Here is a 16,811-nt window from a genome sequence, read left to right as displayed (position 1 = left end):
GAAGGATCCCGGGGCGGCGACCGCCGTCAACTGTATCTACAGACGCCCCTACAGACCGGCCGCGGAGTAGAGCTCACTGACCTCGCGAGAGGTCAGGGCCCGCATCGTACCCAGTTTGAGGGTGTTGAGGTCGATCGGACCGACCTGGGTGCGCGCGAGGTCGGCGACCGGGTGGCCGACAGCCTCCATGAGGCGGCGCACGATGTGCTTGCGGCCCTCGTGCAGCCGGATCTCGACGAGCGCCTTGGGGGGCTCGTTCTCGACCACGCGGAAGGAGTCGACCTGGACCGGGCCGTCCTCCAGCTCGATGCCCTTCTGGACCTCGCGCACGACGCGGTGCGGGACCGGACCGGGCACCTTCGCGATGTAGGTCTTGACGACCTTGTAGCGCGGGTGGGTGAGCCGGTTGGCGAGCTCGCCGTCGTTGGTCAGCAGGATGAGACCCTCGGTCTCGGTGTCCAGCCGGCCGACGTGGAAGATCCGCTCCTCGGTCTGGCCGGTGTAGTCGGCCAGGGTGGGGCGGCCCTCCGGGTCCCACATGGTGCTGACGACGCCGCGCGGCTTGTTGAGCGCGAAGTACAGCTTGTCCGGTGCGGTGACGACCCGCATGTTGTCCACGCGGATCTCGGACGCCTCGGGGTTGACCCTGGCCCCGAACCTGCGCACGACCTGGCCGTCCACGCTGACGCGTCCGGCGGCGATCATCTCCTCGCTGGCGCGCCGACTGGCGACACCGGCAGCGGCGAGCGCCTTCTGGAGGCGGACGCCGCCCTCCACGTCGGTGTAGGTGTCGCGGCCCTCCTCGACGCCGTCCTCGTCCTTGGGGTCGAAGTCGGCGCGCAGGGCGTTGAGGCGCTCACGTGCGGCCTTCGACAGCTGGCTCTCGCTCTTGGGCCCGCCCGGCGTGCCCTCGCGCCCGCCCTGGGCGCGGCGCTCGTCGCGCGCACGGCTGGCGCGGTCACCGTGGGGACGGCTGTCGCCGCGCCCCCGGTCGTCGCGTCCGCCGCGGTAACCGCCGGAACGGTTGTCGTCACGACCGCCCCGGAACTCGCGCCGGTCGCCCGAACCCCGGTTGTCGCGGTCGCCGCCGAACGAACGGCGGTCCCCCGAACCCTGGCCGCCGCGGTCGTCGCGCCCGCCGCCGGGGCCGCGTCCGCCCCGCTCGAAACGTCCGCCGCCGCGCTGGTCGTCACGGCCCCGGTAACCGCCGCGGTCGCCCGCGCCGCGGTTGTCGCGGTCGCCGCCGAACGAGCGGCGCTCACCCGAACCCTGGCTGCCCCGGTCGTCGCGACCGCGGTAGCCGCCGCGGTCACCACCGGGACGACTGTCATCACGGCCACCGCGGTACCCACCACGGTCACCACCGGGACGACTGTCATCACGGCCACCGCGGTACCCACCACGGTCACCACCGGGACGACTGTCATCACGGCCACCGCGGTAGCCGCCGCGGTCGCCCTGGCCGCCGCCGGAACGGCTGTCGTCACGGTTGCCGCGGTACCCACCACGGTCACCACCGGAACGGCTGTCATCACGGTTGCCGCGGAACTCACGGCGCTCGCCCGAGCCCTGGCCGGCGGAGCGGTTGTCCCGGTCCCCCCGGTAGCCGCCGCGGTTGTCGCGGTCGCCGCCGAACGAGCGGCGCTCACCCGAACCCTGGCTGCCCCGGTCGTCACGACCCCGGTAACCACCCCGGTCACCACCGGAACGGTTGTCGCGGTCGCCGGAGGGGCGTCGGTCGTCGCGGCCACGGGGGCCGCGGTCGTCACGCTGACCGCCACGGGGGCGGTCGTCGCGGCGGCCGTGGCCGCCGCGGTTGTCGTAGTCGCCGCGCTCACCGCGCGGGGCGTCGTCCCGCGCACCGCGGGAACTTTCGTTAGGTGTGCTCACCGGTGTCGTCTAGACCTTCGATGTCGTCGGGGAGGAACGGTGCCAGATCAGGCAGCTCGTCGAGGCCTCGTAGGCCCAACCGTTCCAGGAAATAGGAGGTGGTCCGATACAGCTGCGCACCGGACTCTGCGTCGTGTCCGGCCTCTTCGATCAGGCCCCTCAGTACGAGGGTACGCATAACTCCGTCGCAGTTGACACCGCGTACTGCGGAGACCCTGCCACGGGAGACCGGTTGCCGGTAGGCCACCACCGCCATCGTCTCCAGTGCGGCCTGCGTGAGCCGCACCTCCTGCCCCTCCTTGAGGAAGTGCTCGACGACGTCGGCGCATTCGGGACGCGTGTACACACGCCATCCGTCGGCCACCGCTCTCAGGTCGAAACCCCGCCCCTGCTCGGTGTATTCCCGCGAAAGGTCCTCCAGTGCGGCGGAGACGACGGTGACGGGCACGTCCAGCGCCTTGGCCAGCTCGTACTCCGACACCGGCTGGTCCACCACCATCAGCACGGCCTCCAGGTCGCGCCGCAGGGTGGGCGGGGCGCTGACCCCGGCCACCCCGATCGTGTCCTCGCTGGTCACTCCGGCTCCTCCCCCGGCTCCACCGGGTCCGTCTCGTCGTACTCGCTCTCCAGCTCGACCCGGTCCTCGCCGCCGGTCCAGGTGACCAAAAGCTCCCCCAGGGGGTCGGGCTGGTCGAACCCCACACTGGAGGTCCGGTACAGCTCCAGCAGGGCCAGGAACCGGGCGATGACCTCGAACGTACCGGTGCAGGCCGCCGTGAGCTCGGCGAACGTCAGGCGCCCGTGCTCGCGCAGCTCGGCGACCATCAGATCGCCCTGCTCCTTGACGGAGGTCTTGGTCTGGTGGATGTGGGTGACGGGCACGCTCGGAGGTTCCCGGGGGGTGAGGACCAGTCCGGCCAGTGCCGCGAACTCCTGCGGGCCCAGACGGAACAGCACCTCGGGCCTGAGCGCCGCGAACTGCTCCTCCAGGGGGACGGCGCGCGCGTAGCGGCGCCCCTGCGAGGCCAGCCGGGCGCGCATGAACGAGGCGACCTCCTTGTAGGCCCGGTACTGGAGCAGCCGCGCGAACAACAGGTCGCGGGCCTCCAGCAGGGCCAGGTCCGCCTCGTCCTCGACGTCGCCGCGCGGCAGCAGCCGGGCCGCCTTCAGGTCCAGCAGGGTCGCCGCGACCAGCAGGAAGTTGCTGGCCTGGTCCAGGTCCCAGTCGTCGCCGAACGTGCGGATGTGCGCGATGAACTCGTCGGTGACCTTCGACAGGGACACCTCGGTGATGTCCATCTTGTGCTTGGAGATGAGCCCGAGAAGCAGGTCGAAGGGACCCTCGAAGTTGTCCAGGTGCACCTGGAAGGCGTTCTCGTCCACCTCTGCGGTGTCCACCGGGCTCCGCTCAGCCGCCATGGCCGCGGCCCCACGTCGTCTCACTCATACGCACAAGGGTGTCACCGGCCCGACCCCACCGGTGACACCCGCACCCTTCCGTCGTCGAACCGGCACCCCCTCCGGTACCGGCACGCGCCCCGGCCGCCGCTCAGCCCTCGGTCAGACGGCGGACCAGCATGCTGGCCTGGCCGTTCTCCTCGAAGTCGGCCAACAGCACCGCGACGGCCTCACGGACCAGGCGGCCGCGGTCGGCCGACAGCCCGTGCTCCGCCCTCAGAGAGAGCCGTGTCTGCTCCAGGGCCAAAAGCTCGGGCCCGGAGACGTAGACGGTGATCTTCTCGTCGTGGCGCTGCCGCCCGCTCGGTTTGGGCGCGCCGAGCACCTTGGTGCCGGACGAGCCCCCCGACGTGCCGCGCGGCTGCGGCGCCTCGTTCCTTCTGCCCTGCTCCGGTGCCGTGTGCTGGCGTTCGGTCTCTTCCGACACCTCTTCGGTGCCGCTGGGACGGAAGAAGAGCTCGTCCGCCCCGGGTAGCGTCACGCGCCGTGACCGCTGAGAGGCCACCTAGCCAGCACCTCCTTGGCCAGGTTCCGATAGGCGTTGGCCCCGGCCGAGGTCGGGTCGAACCTGGTGATGGGCTCGCCCGCCACGGTGGCGTCCGGAAAGCGCACGGTGCGGTTGATGACCGTGCCGTAGACCTTGTCACCGAATCCGTCGATGATCGTGGACAGCACCTCGCGCGCGTGGAGCGTGCGAGGGTCGTACATGGTGCCCAGGAACCCGTCGATGACGAGTTCCTCGTTGAGCCGCTCCTGGACCTTCTGGATGGTGTCCATGAGCAGTGCCACACCGCGCAGCGCGAAGAACTCGCACTCCAGCGGCACGATGACGCCGTCCGCGGCGGTGAGCGCGTTGACGGTGAGCAGGCCCAGCGAGGGCTGGCAGTCGATCAGCACGACGTCGTAGTCGTTGATCACCGGGCGCAGGGCCCGGCCGAGCATCTGCTCGCGCGCCACCTCGCCCACCAGCTGCACCTCGGCCGCCGACAGGTCGATGTTGCTCGGGATCAGGTCCAGACCGTCGATGTCCGTCTTGAGCAGGACGTCCTCGACCGTCACGTCCCGCTGCATGAGCAGGTTGTAGACGGTCAGGTCCAGTTCGCGCGGGTCGAGTCGGCCGAGTCCGACGGACAGGGCACCCTGCGGGTCGAAGTCGACCAGCAGGACCCGGCGGCCGTACTCGGCGATGGCCGCACCGAGGTTGATGGTGGTGGTGGTCTTACCGACCCCACCCTTTTGATTACAGAGTGCTACAATCCGTGCCGGGCCGTGTTCGTCCAACGGCTCGGGCTCCGGATATTTGCGTTCCGGTCTCTTGCTGTGCAGGTCGGCCCCCGTGTTGCGTGTCGTCCCCCAGGGGTTGGTCACCGGGTCGGCGAGTGCCTCCTCGCCGACGGGTGCGGTGTTCGCAGCCACGTCGTCCTCCGCCCAGTTCACAACCCTTGACCTCCCCTACGGGCCGGCCGGGGCCGAAGGTGCCACACCCCCTGCGCCCGGCGGCCGTCGGAAACTCAATATGTCGACAGCAACGTACCTCTGTGCGGCGACTCTAGATCGCCGACACGGCGCACTTCAACGAAACGTATGGGTAGAATCCCACGCCTTCGCCTCCGGGGGAAATCGAACGGGGGAACCCCGTTCTTCCACTTCGCCCGCCGGACAGGCCTTTGCGCCGCCGTTGCGCCACGTCAGCGCCGCGCTCGCGGATGACTCGACGCGTACACCTCACGCAGCCTTTCCACTGTCACAAGTGTGTAGATCTGGGTGGTGGTGACCGAACTGTGCCCCAGTAACTCCTGCACAACGCGAATATCGGCACCTCCGTCGAGCAGGTGCGTGGCGAAGGAGTGCCTGAGCGTGTGCGGTGAGACCCCCTCGGCCCCGGCGCGCGCCGCCACGGCCGCCAGCACCCCCCAGCCGCCCTGCCGGGTCAGCCTCCCCCCGCGGGCGTTGAGGAACAGCGCCGGCCCGCCCCGGCCGGAGGCCGCCACGGAGGGCCGCGCCCGCACCAGGTACGCGGACAGCGCCCGCCGGGCGTAGGAGCCCAGGGGCACCACGCGCTCCCGGCCGCCCTTGCCGCGGAACCGCACCAGGCCGACGGCCTCGTCCCCGTCCACGGCGTCGACGACATCGTCCACGTCCAGACCGACCGCCTCGGAGATACGCGCCCCGGTCCCGTACAGGACCTCCAGCAGGGCGCGGTCGCGCAGGGCCAGCAGGGCTGCGCGGTCCCCGTCGGACGGGGTCCCGCCCGGCCCGGAGGGGCCCGCGGCGGCCAGGAGGCGCTCCACCGTTTCCAACGGCACCGCCTTGGGAAGCCGCATCGGCGGCACCGGCGGGGACACCTCCACCGCCGGATCACTGACGGCCCACCCCTCGCGCACGGCGAACCGGTGCAGGCCCCGCACGGCGGCCAGGGCCCGCCCGGCCGACGCCGCACCGAGCGGGGGCCGCCCGCCCTCCCCCTCCCGCAGTGCGCGCAGGAACCCGCCCACCTGGGCGGGGCCCACCCCCTCCAGGGAGGCGACCCCGGCGCACACCAGGTACTCGGAGTACCTTCGCAGATCACGGCGGTAGGCCAGCAGGGTGTTGGCGGCCAGGGCGCGCTCGGCGCTGAGGTGGTCCAGGAACGCCGCGCACACCTGGGCCAGCGGCCCCGCGCCCGCGGACGCCGCCGGGTCCCCCGGGGCCCCTCGTGCGCCGGAAGGCGACTCCCGCCCCCGCGGTGGGGGCGGCGCGAAGGATCCGGGGCCCTCGGGCAGGGCCGCGCCCGGTTCGTCGCCCACGAATCAGCCGGCGGGGAGTTCGCGCAGGGACGCGAAACCGTCTGCGGAGGCGGCGTGCGCGGCGAGGATGCCGATCACGGTCGGGCCGTTGTGCAGGCGCCCCTCCATGACCAGGCGCACCGCGGCCTCCAGGGGGATCCACTCCGCGGCCAGGTCGGTCTCCTCGTGCTCACGCACGAAGTCGATCTCCTCGGCCGGGACCTCGGACAGGCCCCGGGCCAGGAACACGTGGATGCGCTCGTCGGAGAACCCCGGGCTGGGGAAGAAGTCGGGCAGCTCGTACCAGCGCTCGGCGCGCAGCCCCGCCTCCTCGACCAGCTCCCTCCGGGCCGTGGGGAGCGGACCCTCGCCCTCCACGTCGATCATGCCGGCGGGCAGCTCCCACAGGGTCTGCCGGACGGGATGCCGGTACTGGCGCAGCAGCAGCACCCGGCCCTCGTCGTCCAGGGCCAGGGCCGCGGCGGCACCGGGGTGCTGCATGAAGTCGCGGGCCGCGACGCTGGTGCCCACGCCTGCGGCTCCGGGCATCTGCACCCAGTCGGTGCGCATCGCGACCCTGGCACTGCGGTAGCGCACCTCGGACCGGTCCACCGGCCACGACTCGGGGGCGTCCGCGACCTTCGCGTCCGCCCCCGTGGTCCCGCTCTCGGCCGGGTGGGTGTCACTGGGCATGGGATCGCCTCTCAGGATCGTGCCCCCACCCGGGCCGGCGGTCAGGAGACCTTGTGCTCCAGAGCCGCCGAGATCAGCCCGCGGAAGAGCGGGTTGGCCCTGGTCGGGCGGGAACGCAGCTCCGGGTGCGCCTGCGTCGCGACGAAGAACGGGTGCGCGTCCCGGGGCAGTTCGACGTACTCCACCAGCTTGCCATCAGGGGAGAGCCCGGAGAACACCAGACCCGCCTCCTCCAACCGGGGACGGTACGCGTTGTTGACCTCGAAGCGGTGGCGGTGACGCTCGGAGACCTGCCCGGAGCCCTCGTAGAGGTCGCGGACGACGGTGTCCTCACCCAGGGCGGCCGGGTACATACCCAGGCGCATGGTCCCGCCCATGTCCCGCTCCCCGGCCACGACGTCGGTCTGGTCGGCCATCGTCGCGATGACCGGGTCGACGGCCTTGTCGTCGAACTCGGTGCTGTTGGCACCCGCCAGCCCCAGCACGTTGCGCGCGTACTCGATGACCATCGCCTGCAGGCCCAGGCAGATGCCGAGCAGCGGCACCCCGTTCTCGCGGGCGTAGCGGATCGCACCGAGCTTGCCCTCGATACCGCGCACGCCGAAACCGCCGGGGATGAGCACGCCGTCGGCGCCGTCGAGCTCGGAGGCCGCACCCGACGGGCTGGCGCAGTTGTCGCTGGCCACCCAGCGCAGGTTGACGCGGGTGTCGGTGGCGAACCCGCCCGCGCGCAGCGCCTCGCTCACGGACAGGTAGGCGTCGGGCAGGTCGATGTACTTGCCGACCAGCGCGATCGTGACCTCGTGGCCGGGCTGGTGGACGCGGCGCAGCAGCTCGTCCCACTCGGTCCAGTCCACGTCCCGGAAGGGCATGCCCAGGCGGCGGACGACGTAGGCGTCCAGGCCCTCCCGGTGCAACACCTTGGGGATGTCGTAGATGGAGGGTGCGTCGGGGGTGGAGACCACTCCGGCCTCGTCCACGTCGCACATGAGGCTGATCTTGGACTTGAGGCTCTGCGTGATGGGGCGGTCCGACCGGCACACGATGGCGTCGGGCTGGATGCCGATGCTGCGCAGCGCCGCCACCGAGTGCTGGGTGGGCTTGGTCTTCATCTCCTTGGCCGGGCCGAGGAAGGGGATGAGGGAGACGTGCAGGAAGAAGCAGTTCTCCCGGCCCATCTCGTGGCGGATCTGGCGGACCGCCTCCAGGAAGGGCTGCGACTCGATGTCGCCGACCGTGCCGCCGATCTCGGTGATGACGATGTCGACGTCGGGGGCGTCCATCGCGTAGATGCGCGCCTTGATCTCGTTGGTGATGTGCGGGATGACCTGCACGGTGTCACCGAGGTAGGCGCCCTGGCGCTCCTTGGCGATGACGCTGGAGTAGATCTGCCCGGTGGTGACGTTGGCCGTCGCGGACAGGTCGACGTCGAGGAAGCGCTCGTAGTGACCCACGTCCAGGTCGGTCTCGGCCCCGTCGTCGGTGACGAAGACCTCGCCGTGCTGGAAGGGGTTCATCGTCCCCGGGTCGACGTTGAGGTAGGGGTCCAGCTTCTGCATGGTGACCCGCAGGCCGCGCGACTTCAGGAGTCGTCCCAGGCTGGAGGCGGTGAGGCCCTTGCCAAGACTGGAGGCGACGCCGCCAGTAACGAAAAGGTGCTTGGTACTCGCGGCGGATGCCAAAGTGTTGCTCCCGTGGGTTGAGTGGCTACGGCGGGCTCGGGACGAGCTGAGCGGCCGTGCGGCGGTCCGGTCGCGGGCGTTGGGATCTTCGCTCAGGCCGCCGGACTCCACGGGGCACCAGGATAACAGGCCCCCCGTCTGCACTCACCTGGGAACGCCCTGCACCGCACAGGTGTTCCCGGGACCCACCAGCACGCATCCCCTGCGCGGAAAGGGCTCCGGCGCACGTCACGGGCCTCCGCACCCCAGCCCCCGGCCGGAAAAATCATCTGATCCGTCGCCGTGCGGGGGCGCGCACGGGAGCCGACGCGCCCCCGCACGGCGACGAACACCACACCCGGCAACGCCGGGGGCGGGACCGCGCCCGGCGACCCGCCGGCCGTCCGGGTCAGGGGCGGCAGGAGCAGCCCGAAGGACAGGAGCAGCCGTCCTCCTCGGCGGCCCCGCCCCTGGCGGTCAGGGCGATACCGGCGGGCGCGCAGCAGGCGTCGCCCCTCCATGCCTCGCGGCCCTCCTTCACCGCGAGGGCGGCGATGAGCAGGGCGACGGCCGGATCGGCCCAGGCCCACCCCAGGAGGGCGTTGAGCAGGAGTCCCGCCAGAAGGGCCGCGGACAGGTACGCGCACAGCAGGGTCTGCCTGGAGTCGGCGACCGCCGTCACCGAGCCGAGTTCGCGCCCGGCGCGGCGCTGGGCCAGGGACAGGAACGGCATGACCGCCACCGACAGGGCGGCGAGCACGATCCCGACCGGGGAGGGGTCGGCCCCGTGCGCGCCGGACAGGGCGCGCACCGCTTCGACGGTGACGTAGGCGGCGAGGGCGAAGAACGCCACCGCGATGACCTTCAGGGCCCGGGACTCGCGTGCCCGGCGCACCGACTCCTCCCTGGCGGAGAACTGCCAGGCCACGGCGGCCGCGGAGGACACCTCGACCAGGGAGTCCAGCCCGAAGCCGACGAGCGCGGACGAGGAGGCCGCCCGCCCGGCGGCGATGGCCACGACCGCCTCGACGACGTTGTAGGCGATGGTGGCCGCCACCAGCAGCCGGATGCGGCGGGTGAGGAGGGCCCGGCGCTTCGGACCGGCCGTCGGCGCGGTGGTCCCGGCCATCAGCAGCACCCCTCCTCGTCCGCGTCGACACAGGTCCGGTCGGTCTCGACCGCGAGCACGGCCGAGCGCAGGTCACCCAGGGCGTGTCCGATCCGCGGGTCCGCGAGCTCGTAGCGGACCCTGCGGCCGACGGGGACGGTGACGACCAGCCCGCAGTCGCGCAGGCAGGCCAGGTGGTTGGAGAGCCGGGTGCGGCTGATATCCAGCTCCTCCGCCAGTTCGGCGGGGTGGGCGGGGCCCTCCCGCAGGACCAGCAGGACCCGGCAGCGAATGGGGTCGGCCAGGGCGCGGCCGAACCGGGCCAGGGCGTCGATCTCGGTGGCTACTCGCAGCATGCGCACAACCATACATAGAATCCTGAATCCACAAAACCCTGAACAATAGGATGTGGTGGGTGTGGCAGAGGAGAACCACCGCCGTCCGCTGCCCCTCGCGGCCGCGGACGAAGAGTGCGCACTGGACGCGCAGGCGTACCGCCGACGGATCACCGCCTGGCGCGACCTGCTGCGGAACGCTCGCGGGCACCGCGGGCAGGACGGGTACGTCTGGGAGGTTCCGGCCGGGGACACGCGCGCTCTGGAGGCCCTCGTGGCCGCCGAGCGGGAGTGCTGCGCGTTCCTGGACCTGCGGGTGGTGGACGCGGGGCGGCCCCGCACACTGCTCCACGTGAGCCTGGCACCCGGCGCCCGGCCGGCGCCCGCAGGCCCCGCCGAGGAGGCCGCGCGGTTCCTGGGCGCGCTCCCGCGCCCCACGGGGTGACCGGTCCCGGGCGTACGGCCCTCCCCGGCGCCGCCCCGGGGCGGCGGGTCAGGCCGGGAAACCGCCGGCGCGCCCCAGGTAGGCGGGAGGCTGCTTGCCCAGGCGCTCCCCCATCCACTCCCCCAGCGCGGCCGCCTCCGCCAGGCTCACGCCCGTGTGCAGGCCGCTGCGGTGCAGCATGTACAGCAGGTCCTCGGTGGCGATGTTGCCGGTCGCGGCGGGCGCGAACGGGCACCCGCCGAACCCTCCCAGGCTGGAGTCCAGCACGCGCACCCCCTGCTCCACCGCCGCGAGCGCGTTCGCGTAGCCGGTGTTGCGGGTGTTGTGGAAATGGCAGCGCAGGGCACGGCCGTCCGCGACCTCGGCGACCCGGCCCAGCAGGTCCCTCACCTGGCGGGGCACGCCCACCCCGATCGTGTCGGCCAGGGCGACCTCCACCGCGGCCGTGTCGGCGATGCGCCGGACGACCTCGACCACCCGCTCCGGCTCGACCTCACCGTCGAACGGACAGCCGAACGCGGTCGAGACGGTGACGCTCAGCGGGATCCCCGTTCCCGACAGCTCCGTGTCGATCCCGGCCAGGGCGTCCAGCATCTCGTCGACCGTGCACCCCTGGTTGCGGACGCAGAACCCGTCCGTGGCGGGCACCGCCACGTTGACCTCCGACACCCCGGCGGCCACCGCGCGGTCCAGGCCGCGCCGGTTGAGCACCAGACCGATGTGGGAGACCCCCGGCGCGCGGCGCACGCCCGCCATGATCTCCTCCGCCCCCGCCATCTGCGGTACGCGCTTGGGGTTGACGAAGCTGACCGCCTCGATACGACGCGCCCCGGCCGCCGCGGCACGGTCGATCAGGTCGATCCGGTCCTCGACCGACAGCGTCGTCGCCTCGTTCTGGAGGCCGTCACGCGGCCCCACCTCGACGATCTCGACGTGCTCCGCACCCTCGGGCCCACGGTCGTCCGTGCTCATCGTCCCCGCCTCTCCACGCCCCGTCGCGTTCTGCGCCCAGGCTAATGGAGCCCTGCCCGCCACCCCGGCGCCGGGGTGGCCCGCGCCCCACCGCTGGTCAGCGCAGGGCGAGCGCCGGGCGGACCTCCCAGGTCGTCCACACCGGGCGATACCCCATCCGGTGCCAGAACGGCCCGGACAGCGGGTTCATCGCCGCGTAGTTCAGCACCGACACACCCACGCCGTGACTGTCCAGGGCCTGGTGCGCCTGCCCCACCAGGGCGGTGCCGATCCCGTTGCCGCGCTCGTCCGCGATCACCACCCCGTAACCGATGTGCGCGATCGGCCGGGCGTTGACCAGGGGCTTGGCCCAGCGGGAGCGCTCGGGCGGCGACACCCACAGCAGCCCCACGGCTCGGCCGCGGCGCTCCGCCAGCCAGATCCACGAACGCGAACGGTTGAGTGCCCGCGCCGCCACCTCCCGGGTCTGCTCGGCGGTGTCCGGCTGCAGGAACACCCCGCCGAAGTGCTGCTCGTACCGGTGCTCCTCCATCAGCAGGCTCACCACCTGGGTGAGGTCGCTCCGGTCCGCCAGCCGTATCGTCACGTCGCGCGGGGGCAGCGACGGGGGGACTCCGCGCCGGCGCTGCCGGGCGGCCAGCACGGTGTAGGGCTGGAGGCCGTGGCGCTGCAACGGGATGATCCCGCACACGTCACGCGCGGGCCAGCTCACCAGCGCGGCCGACTCCGAGCCGGTACCGGTCGGCAGGTCCTCCAACTGGTCGCGCCAGCTGGTCAGCAGGGAGTCCAGGGCGCGACCGGGGTCCGGGCCGCCCACGATGGGGGTGAGCCAGTGCTGGTCGGGCACGCCCCAGATCCGGCCGACCTCGCCGGGCTGGTACCAGGTGTAGTGCATGGTGCCCGCGGCGACCGTGCGACCGTCCTCGTCGCTGACGGTCAGCAGCGGGTAGGAACCCGGAGCGAAACTGACGGGTTCTGGCAGCAGGGGGTCCGCGGCGACCCAGCGCTGCGCGGCCGACTGCACCAACGGGTCCAGGCCGACGTCGCCTCCGGGCGACTCATCGTGCCGCACCCGCGCGACATAACCGCTCATCCACCCCTCCCCTAGCGGGTCCTCACGTCAAGCGCGCGTCCCCTGACCGGTCGGCCGAAACGGTGCGCGGCGCCGCCCGTGACCATCGTGCCGCACCGACGGGACCGGATGCACCGCGGGCGGAACGAAACGACCGTACCGCCTCGGAACCGAAAGGGAGAACGAAACCGTGAACCGCCACAGAAAATTCACTCCGCGCGGTCGCACCCGCCTGAAACTTTCATCCCCGCCCCCGCGCGGGGGCGAGTGGACGCGCACCACGGTAACGGATCCAAGGTCACTCTCGGATGCCGGGGCGGTCAACGCACCGACACGGAATCCTTCCACACCGTCAGCGGTCCCCGGTCGGGGACCGTACCCCCCGCCCCGGATCACTCCCCGGCGGAGCCGCCCTCGGTGACGGTGGTGTTGCGACCGTGGTTGATCACCTCGGGGTCGCCGGAGGCGAAGGAGACGGTGTTGTCCACCCCGACCAGCACGATCTTGTCCGCGGATCCCACATCCACGGTCGACCCCCGGCCGGTGGCGCGCACCAGGCCGCAGTCCCCGTCCAGGACCACGACGGCGTCGTCCGCGGCGACGACGACCTCACGGTCCCCGCACTCCTCGCTGACCTCGGCGCCGTCGTCCACGATGATGAGGACGTCGTCGTTGATGACGTTGTGCTCGGGGACCACGGCCTCCCGGGTGGCCCCCTCCGGGAGCGGGGCACCCGGGGGCTCGCCCGGCTCGTCCTGCCCGAAGGCCAGTCCACAACCGGTGAGCAGGGCGGTGGTCAGGGTTGCGGACACCAGCGCCCCGCCCGCGCCCACCAGATACCGAACCCTCATGCGTCCCCCACAGCCGAATACCCGGCAATTACGACATACGTCCTGCGCAAGGCCAAGAGTATGTCACGCGGAGGTAACTGCGCGACCTCATCGTTTCCAAAACGTGCCTCTTTCGAGACCGATCGGAGTACTTCAGACGGGGCGCACCACGGCCGGGACCCCTGCCCAGCAGGGGTCTGACACCACCTTCACCTCACTTCACACCAGCCGCATCCATCCCGCGAAGTTCCCGCTTCAGCTCACCGATCTCGTCCCGCAACCGGGCCGCGAGCTCGAAGTGCAGATCGGTGGCCGCCTGGTGCATCTGCGTGCCCAACTGCTCGATCAGCGCGGCCAGCTCCGCACGCGGCATCATCGACACGTTCGCCCGCTCACCCAGCGCGGGCACCGGAGCCCTGGCCCCCTGGGGGCCGCTGGAACGGTACCCGGAGGCCATCAGCTCCTCGGTGTCCACGTCCTCGCGGTTCAACGAGTCCAGGATGTCGGCGATCTGCTTGCGCAGCGGGGTCGGATCGATCCCGTGCTCGGCGTTGTACGCCAACTGCTTCTCCCGGCGCCGGTCCGTCTCGTCCAGGGCCGCCCGCATGGAGTCCGTCACGTTGTCCGCGTACATGTGCACCTGGCCCGCGACGTTGCGCGCCGCGCGGCCGATCGTCTGGATCAGCGAGGTCGCCGAACGCAGGAAACCCTCCTTGTCCGCGTCCAGGATCGCCACCAGCGACACCTCGGGCAGGTCCAGGCCCTCACGCAGCAGGTTGATGCCCACCAGCACGTCGAACTCCCCGACCCGCAACTCCCGCAGCAGCTCCACCCGGCGCAGCGTGTCCACCTCGCTGTGCAGATACCGCACCCGGATGCCCAGCTCCGCGAAGTAGTCGGTGAGGTCCTCCGCCATCTTCTTCGTCAGAGTGGTCACCAGCACCCGCTCCTGGCGCTCGGCCCGCTCCCGGATCTCGTGGACCAGATCGTCGATCTGCCCCTCCGTGGGCTTGACCAGCACCTGCGGGTCCACCAGCCCGGTCGGGCGGATGACCTGCTCCACCACGTCGCCGCCGCCCTGGCGCAGCTCGTAGCGGCCCGGCGTCGCCGACAGGTACACGCTCTGCCCGATCCGCCCGGTGAACTCCTCCCACTTCAGCGGCCGGTTGTCCATGGCCGAGGGGAGCCGGAAACCGTGGTCGACCAGCGTGCGCTTGCGTGCGGCGTCGCCCTCGTACATCGCCCCGATCTGCGGAACGGTCACGTGCGACTCGTCCAACACCAGCAGGAAGTCCTCGGGGAAGTAGTCCAACAGGGTGTTGGGCGCGCTCCCCGGCTCACGGCCGTCGAAGTGCCGTGAGTAGTTCTCGATGCCCGAGCAGCTTCCCAGCTGCCGCATCATCTCCAGGTCGTGCGTGGTGCGCATACGCAACCGCTGCGCCTCCAGCAGCTTGCCCTGCCCCTCCAGATCGGCCAGGCGCTCGGCCAGCTCCGCCTCGATCGAGGCGATCGCCCGCTCGGTGCGCTCCTCACCGGCCACGTAGTGCGACGCCGGGAAGATGAACATCTCCTGGCTCTCCCCCAGCACTTCCCCGGTGAGCGGGTGCAGCGTCAGCAGCCGCTCGACCTCGTCACCGAACATCTCGATGCGGATCGCCAGCTCCTCGTACACCGGGATGATCTCGATGGTGTCCCCGCGCACCCGGAACGTACCCCGCGTGAACGCGGTGTCGTTGCGCGCGTACTGCATGTCCACCAGACGGCGCAGCAGCTGGTCGCGGTCGACCTCCATGCCGACCGACAGCTGCGCCATCCGGTCCACGTACTCCTGCGGGGTGCCCAGGCCGTAGATGCACGACACCGACGCCACCACGATCGTGTCCCGGCGGGTGATCAGCGAGTTGGTCGCCGAGTGGCGCAACCGCTCCACCTCGTCGTTGATCGAGGAGTCCTTCTCGATGAAGGTGTCGCTCTGCGGGACGTACGCCTCGGGCTGGTAGTAGTCGTAGTACGAGACGAAGTACTCGACCGCGTTGCCCGGCAGCATCTGCCGGAGCTCGTTGGCGAACTGCGCCGCCAGAGTCTTGTTGGGCTGCATCACCAGGGTCGGCCGCTGGAGCTGCTCCACCGTCCACGCCACCGTCGCCGTCTTGCCCGTACCGGTCGCGCCGAGCAGGACCGTGTGCTGGTCCCCCTCACGCACCCTCTTGGAGATCTCGGCGATCGCCCCCGGCTGGTCCCCCGCCGGTGTCATGTCCGAGATGACCTCGAACGGCGCCTCACTGCGCTTGATGCCGCTGACCGGTCGCACGTCGCCCTCTTCTCCCGCTCCTGCCGGTGGGGCGCTCCCGCGCCACCCCCCTGTCCCCTCACCCCTAACGCTACAGACCGCCCATGACATCCCTGGGCGTCCCGGACACCGGAGTTACCATCAAAACCAGCGCTCCGCGCCCCGAGACGAGGTGCCAGCCGTGCCCCACCCCTCCAGACCCACCTTCGACCCCGGCCTCCCCCCGCGCACGGTCGCGCGCATGAGGGCCCGCCCCGAAAGACTCCTCCCCGCCTCCGCCGGAACACCCCACCGGCCCACCTGGAGGCAGCTCGCCCTCCTGACCGCCACGGGGTGCACCTCCCTGGCCGTCGCCACCCTTCTCGCCCCCGCCCTCGGAGCCGCCCTGCTCGCCCTGCTCTGCCTGGGCACGACGGTGACCGTCCTGGGGCTGGTCTCCCTCCGGGGCTCCTTCGCCGACGACTGGGCCGACCTGGTCATGCACTCCTTCTGGGCCCTGCCCGTCTCCACGGCCGGGGTCCTCCTCACACGCGTGCTCCTCGACCAGCCCCTCGGGCCGCTCCACACCCTCGTCCCCGGGGACCCCGCCACCGCCGCCCTCTACCTGGCCGCCGCAGCGGGAGGCACCGCCGCCATCATGCGCCCGAACATGGTGCCCCGCCTGGCCGCCGAACACCACGACCGCTACGTCCTGCCCGAGGACTTCGGCCGCCCCTACAGCTACGCCACCCGCCACGAGGAGCCCGAGGCCCACCTGTTCGCGCGCGTCCAGCAGGCCACGGACCGGGTGGAGGAGGCAGCCCGCGTGCTCGGCGGCTCCTTCGACGCCGAACACACCCTCCCCCTGCTCCGGGAGGAGGAGTGGCGGCTGTCCCAGGAACTGCTGCGGCTGCGCTCACTGCGCAAGGAACTGGTGCAGCGCACACGCGAGGCCGTGTCCCCACAGGTCACAAGAGCCCTCGAACCGCAGAAGGAGGCGGTGGCGCGCGCCCACCGGGCGATCGCCGACCGCATCGGCGTGCTGACCGGCTACGGGGAGCGCGTCCACGCCGCCCTCACCGCCCACCGCGAGTGGGAGCAGTGCCAGGCGATCGCCGACCGGGCCGGGGCCTACGCCGACCTGGCGCTGACCTCCTCCAGGGACACGATGCACACGGAGGAACTCGACGACAGCCTGCTCAGCGTCGAGGCCGCCCGCTCCGTCCGCGAGGAACTGGTGCGCGAGGCCGTCGACGCCGGCTCGTCCCTGACCCAGACCCTCCACCGGGGCGGGAAGGACGACACGTCCTGAA

The 16,811-nt window shown here is 71.7% G+C and carries 16 protein-coding genes; 2 read left to right on the top strand and 14 right to left on the bottom strand.

Annotated elements, in window-relative coordinates:
- Positions 1-48: 48 nt before the first annotated feature.
- From ACFWTE_RS01410 to ACFWTE_RS01365, 10 genes are all read right to left on the bottom strand, one after another.
- Complete coding sequence (locus ACFWTE_RS01410) at positions 49-1,890, bottom strand: pseudouridine synthase (RefSeq protein ID WP_378776778.1); 1,842 nt, start codon at positions 1,888-1,890, stop codon at positions 49-51.
- Entirely contained in the window at positions 1,877-2,467 is a 591-nt protein-coding gene (gene scpB / locus ACFWTE_RS01405) for an SMC-Scp complex subunit ScpB (RefSeq protein ID WP_378776776.1), read from the bottom strand. The genes ACFWTE_RS01410 and scpB overlap by 14 nt, the downstream gene beginning before the upstream one ends.
- Complete coding sequence (locus ACFWTE_RS01400) at positions 2,464-3,309, bottom strand: segregation and condensation protein A (RefSeq protein WP_378776774.1); 846 nt, start codon at positions 3,307-3,309, stop codon at positions 2,464-2,466. The genes scpB and ACFWTE_RS01400 overlap by 4 nt, the downstream gene beginning before the upstream one ends.
- A 130-nt stretch (positions 3,310-3,439) precedes the next feature.
- Positions 3,440-3,853, bottom strand: coding sequence for a hypothetical protein (locus ACFWTE_RS01395; RefSeq protein WP_378776772.1), 414 nt, complete (start codon positions 3,851-3,853; stop codon positions 3,440-3,442).
- A complete protein-coding gene (locus ACFWTE_RS01390) occupies positions 3,826-4,785 on the bottom strand; it encodes a ParA family protein (protein ID WP_378776770.1) in 960 nt (319 codons plus the stop codon). The genes ACFWTE_RS01395 and ACFWTE_RS01390 overlap by 28 nt, the downstream gene beginning before the upstream one ends.
- A gap of 251 nt (positions 4,786-5,036) precedes the next feature.
- On the bottom strand, positions 5,037-5,999 hold the full coding sequence (locus ACFWTE_RS01385; RefSeq protein ID WP_378776980.1) for a tyrosine recombinase: 963 nt from the start codon (positions 5,997-5,999) through the stop codon (positions 5,037-5,039).
- Between the two features lie 138 nt (positions 6,000-6,137).
- A complete protein-coding gene (locus tag ACFWTE_RS01380; protein WP_378776768.1) occupies positions 6,138-6,806 on the bottom strand; it encodes an NUDIX domain-containing protein in 669 nt (222 codons plus the stop codon).
- Positions 6,807-6,847: 41 nt separating this feature from the next.
- Positions 6,848-8,488, bottom strand: a complete 1,641-nt coding sequence (locus ACFWTE_RS01375; protein WP_378776766.1) for a CTP synthase — start codon at positions 8,486-8,488, stop codon at positions 6,848-6,850.
- Positions 8,489-8,876: 388 nt separating this feature from the next.
- Positions 8,877-9,596, bottom strand: coding sequence for a cation transporter (locus tag ACFWTE_RS01370; protein WP_378776764.1), 720 nt, complete (start codon positions 9,594-9,596; stop codon positions 8,877-8,879).
- Positions 9,596-9,931 carry an ArsR/SmtB family transcription factor gene (locus ACFWTE_RS01365; RefSeq protein WP_378776762.1) on the bottom strand — a complete coding sequence of 112 codons (336 nt, stop codon included), beginning with the start codon at positions 9,929-9,931 and terminating at the stop codon, positions 9,596-9,598. Before ACFWTE_RS01365 ends, ACFWTE_RS01370 begins: the two co-directional genes overlap by 1 nt.
- Positions 9,932-9,992: 61 nt before the next feature.
- On the opposite strand from ACFWTE_RS01365, the gene ACFWTE_RS01360 reads away from it, so the two are divergent.
- A complete protein-coding gene (locus tag ACFWTE_RS01360) occupies positions 9,993-10,355 on the top strand; it encodes a hypothetical protein (RefSeq protein ID WP_378776760.1) in 363 nt (120 codons plus the stop codon).
- 48 nt (positions 10,356-10,403) lie between these two features.
- Here the strand turns inward: ACFWTE_RS01360 and ACFWTE_RS01355 are convergent, their stop codons facing one another.
- The 4 genes from ACFWTE_RS01355 to uvrB form a co-directional block, all read right to left on the bottom strand.
- Positions 10,404-11,327: a hydroxymethylglutaryl-CoA lyase gene (locus ACFWTE_RS01355; RefSeq protein ID WP_378776758.1), complete on the bottom strand. Its 924-nt coding sequence runs from the start codon at positions 11,325-11,327 to the stop codon at positions 10,404-10,406.
- Between the two features lie 97 nt (positions 11,328-11,424).
- Positions 11,425-12,420, bottom strand: a complete 996-nt coding sequence (locus tag ACFWTE_RS01350; RefSeq protein ID WP_378776756.1) for a GNAT family N-acetyltransferase — start codon at positions 12,418-12,420, stop codon at positions 11,425-11,427.
- 371 nt (positions 12,421-12,791) lie between these two features.
- Positions 12,792-13,250: a DUF3060 domain-containing protein gene (locus ACFWTE_RS01345; RefSeq protein WP_378776754.1), complete on the bottom strand. Its 459-nt coding sequence runs from the start codon at positions 13,248-13,250 to the stop codon at positions 12,792-12,794.
- Between the two features lie 193 nt (positions 13,251-13,443).
- Positions 13,444-15,540 carry an excinuclease ABC subunit UvrB gene (gene uvrB, locus ACFWTE_RS01340; RefSeq protein WP_378776752.1) on the bottom strand — a complete coding sequence of 699 codons (2,097 nt, stop codon included), beginning with the start codon at positions 15,538-15,540 and terminating at the stop codon, positions 13,444-13,446.
- A 160-nt stretch (positions 15,541-15,700) separates the two neighbouring features.
- Here uvrB and ACFWTE_RS01335 point away from each other — a divergent pair, with 160 nt between their 5' ends.
- The gene (locus ACFWTE_RS01335; RefSeq protein ID WP_378776749.1) at positions 15,701-16,810 is read left to right on the top strand and encodes a hypothetical protein; all 1,110 of its coding nucleotides are present in this window, start codon (positions 15,701-15,703) and stop codon (positions 16,808-16,810) included.
- Position 16,811: the final 1 nt, after the last annotated feature.

It is taken from the genome of Nocardiopsis sp. NPDC058631 (genome assembly GCF_042716955.1).
GTDB lineage: Bacteria > Actinomycetota > Actinomycetes > Streptosporangiales > Streptosporangiaceae > Nocardiopsis.
Note: the sequence above shows the minus strand (reverse complement) of the source record. Positions and strands in the feature narration are given on the sequence as shown.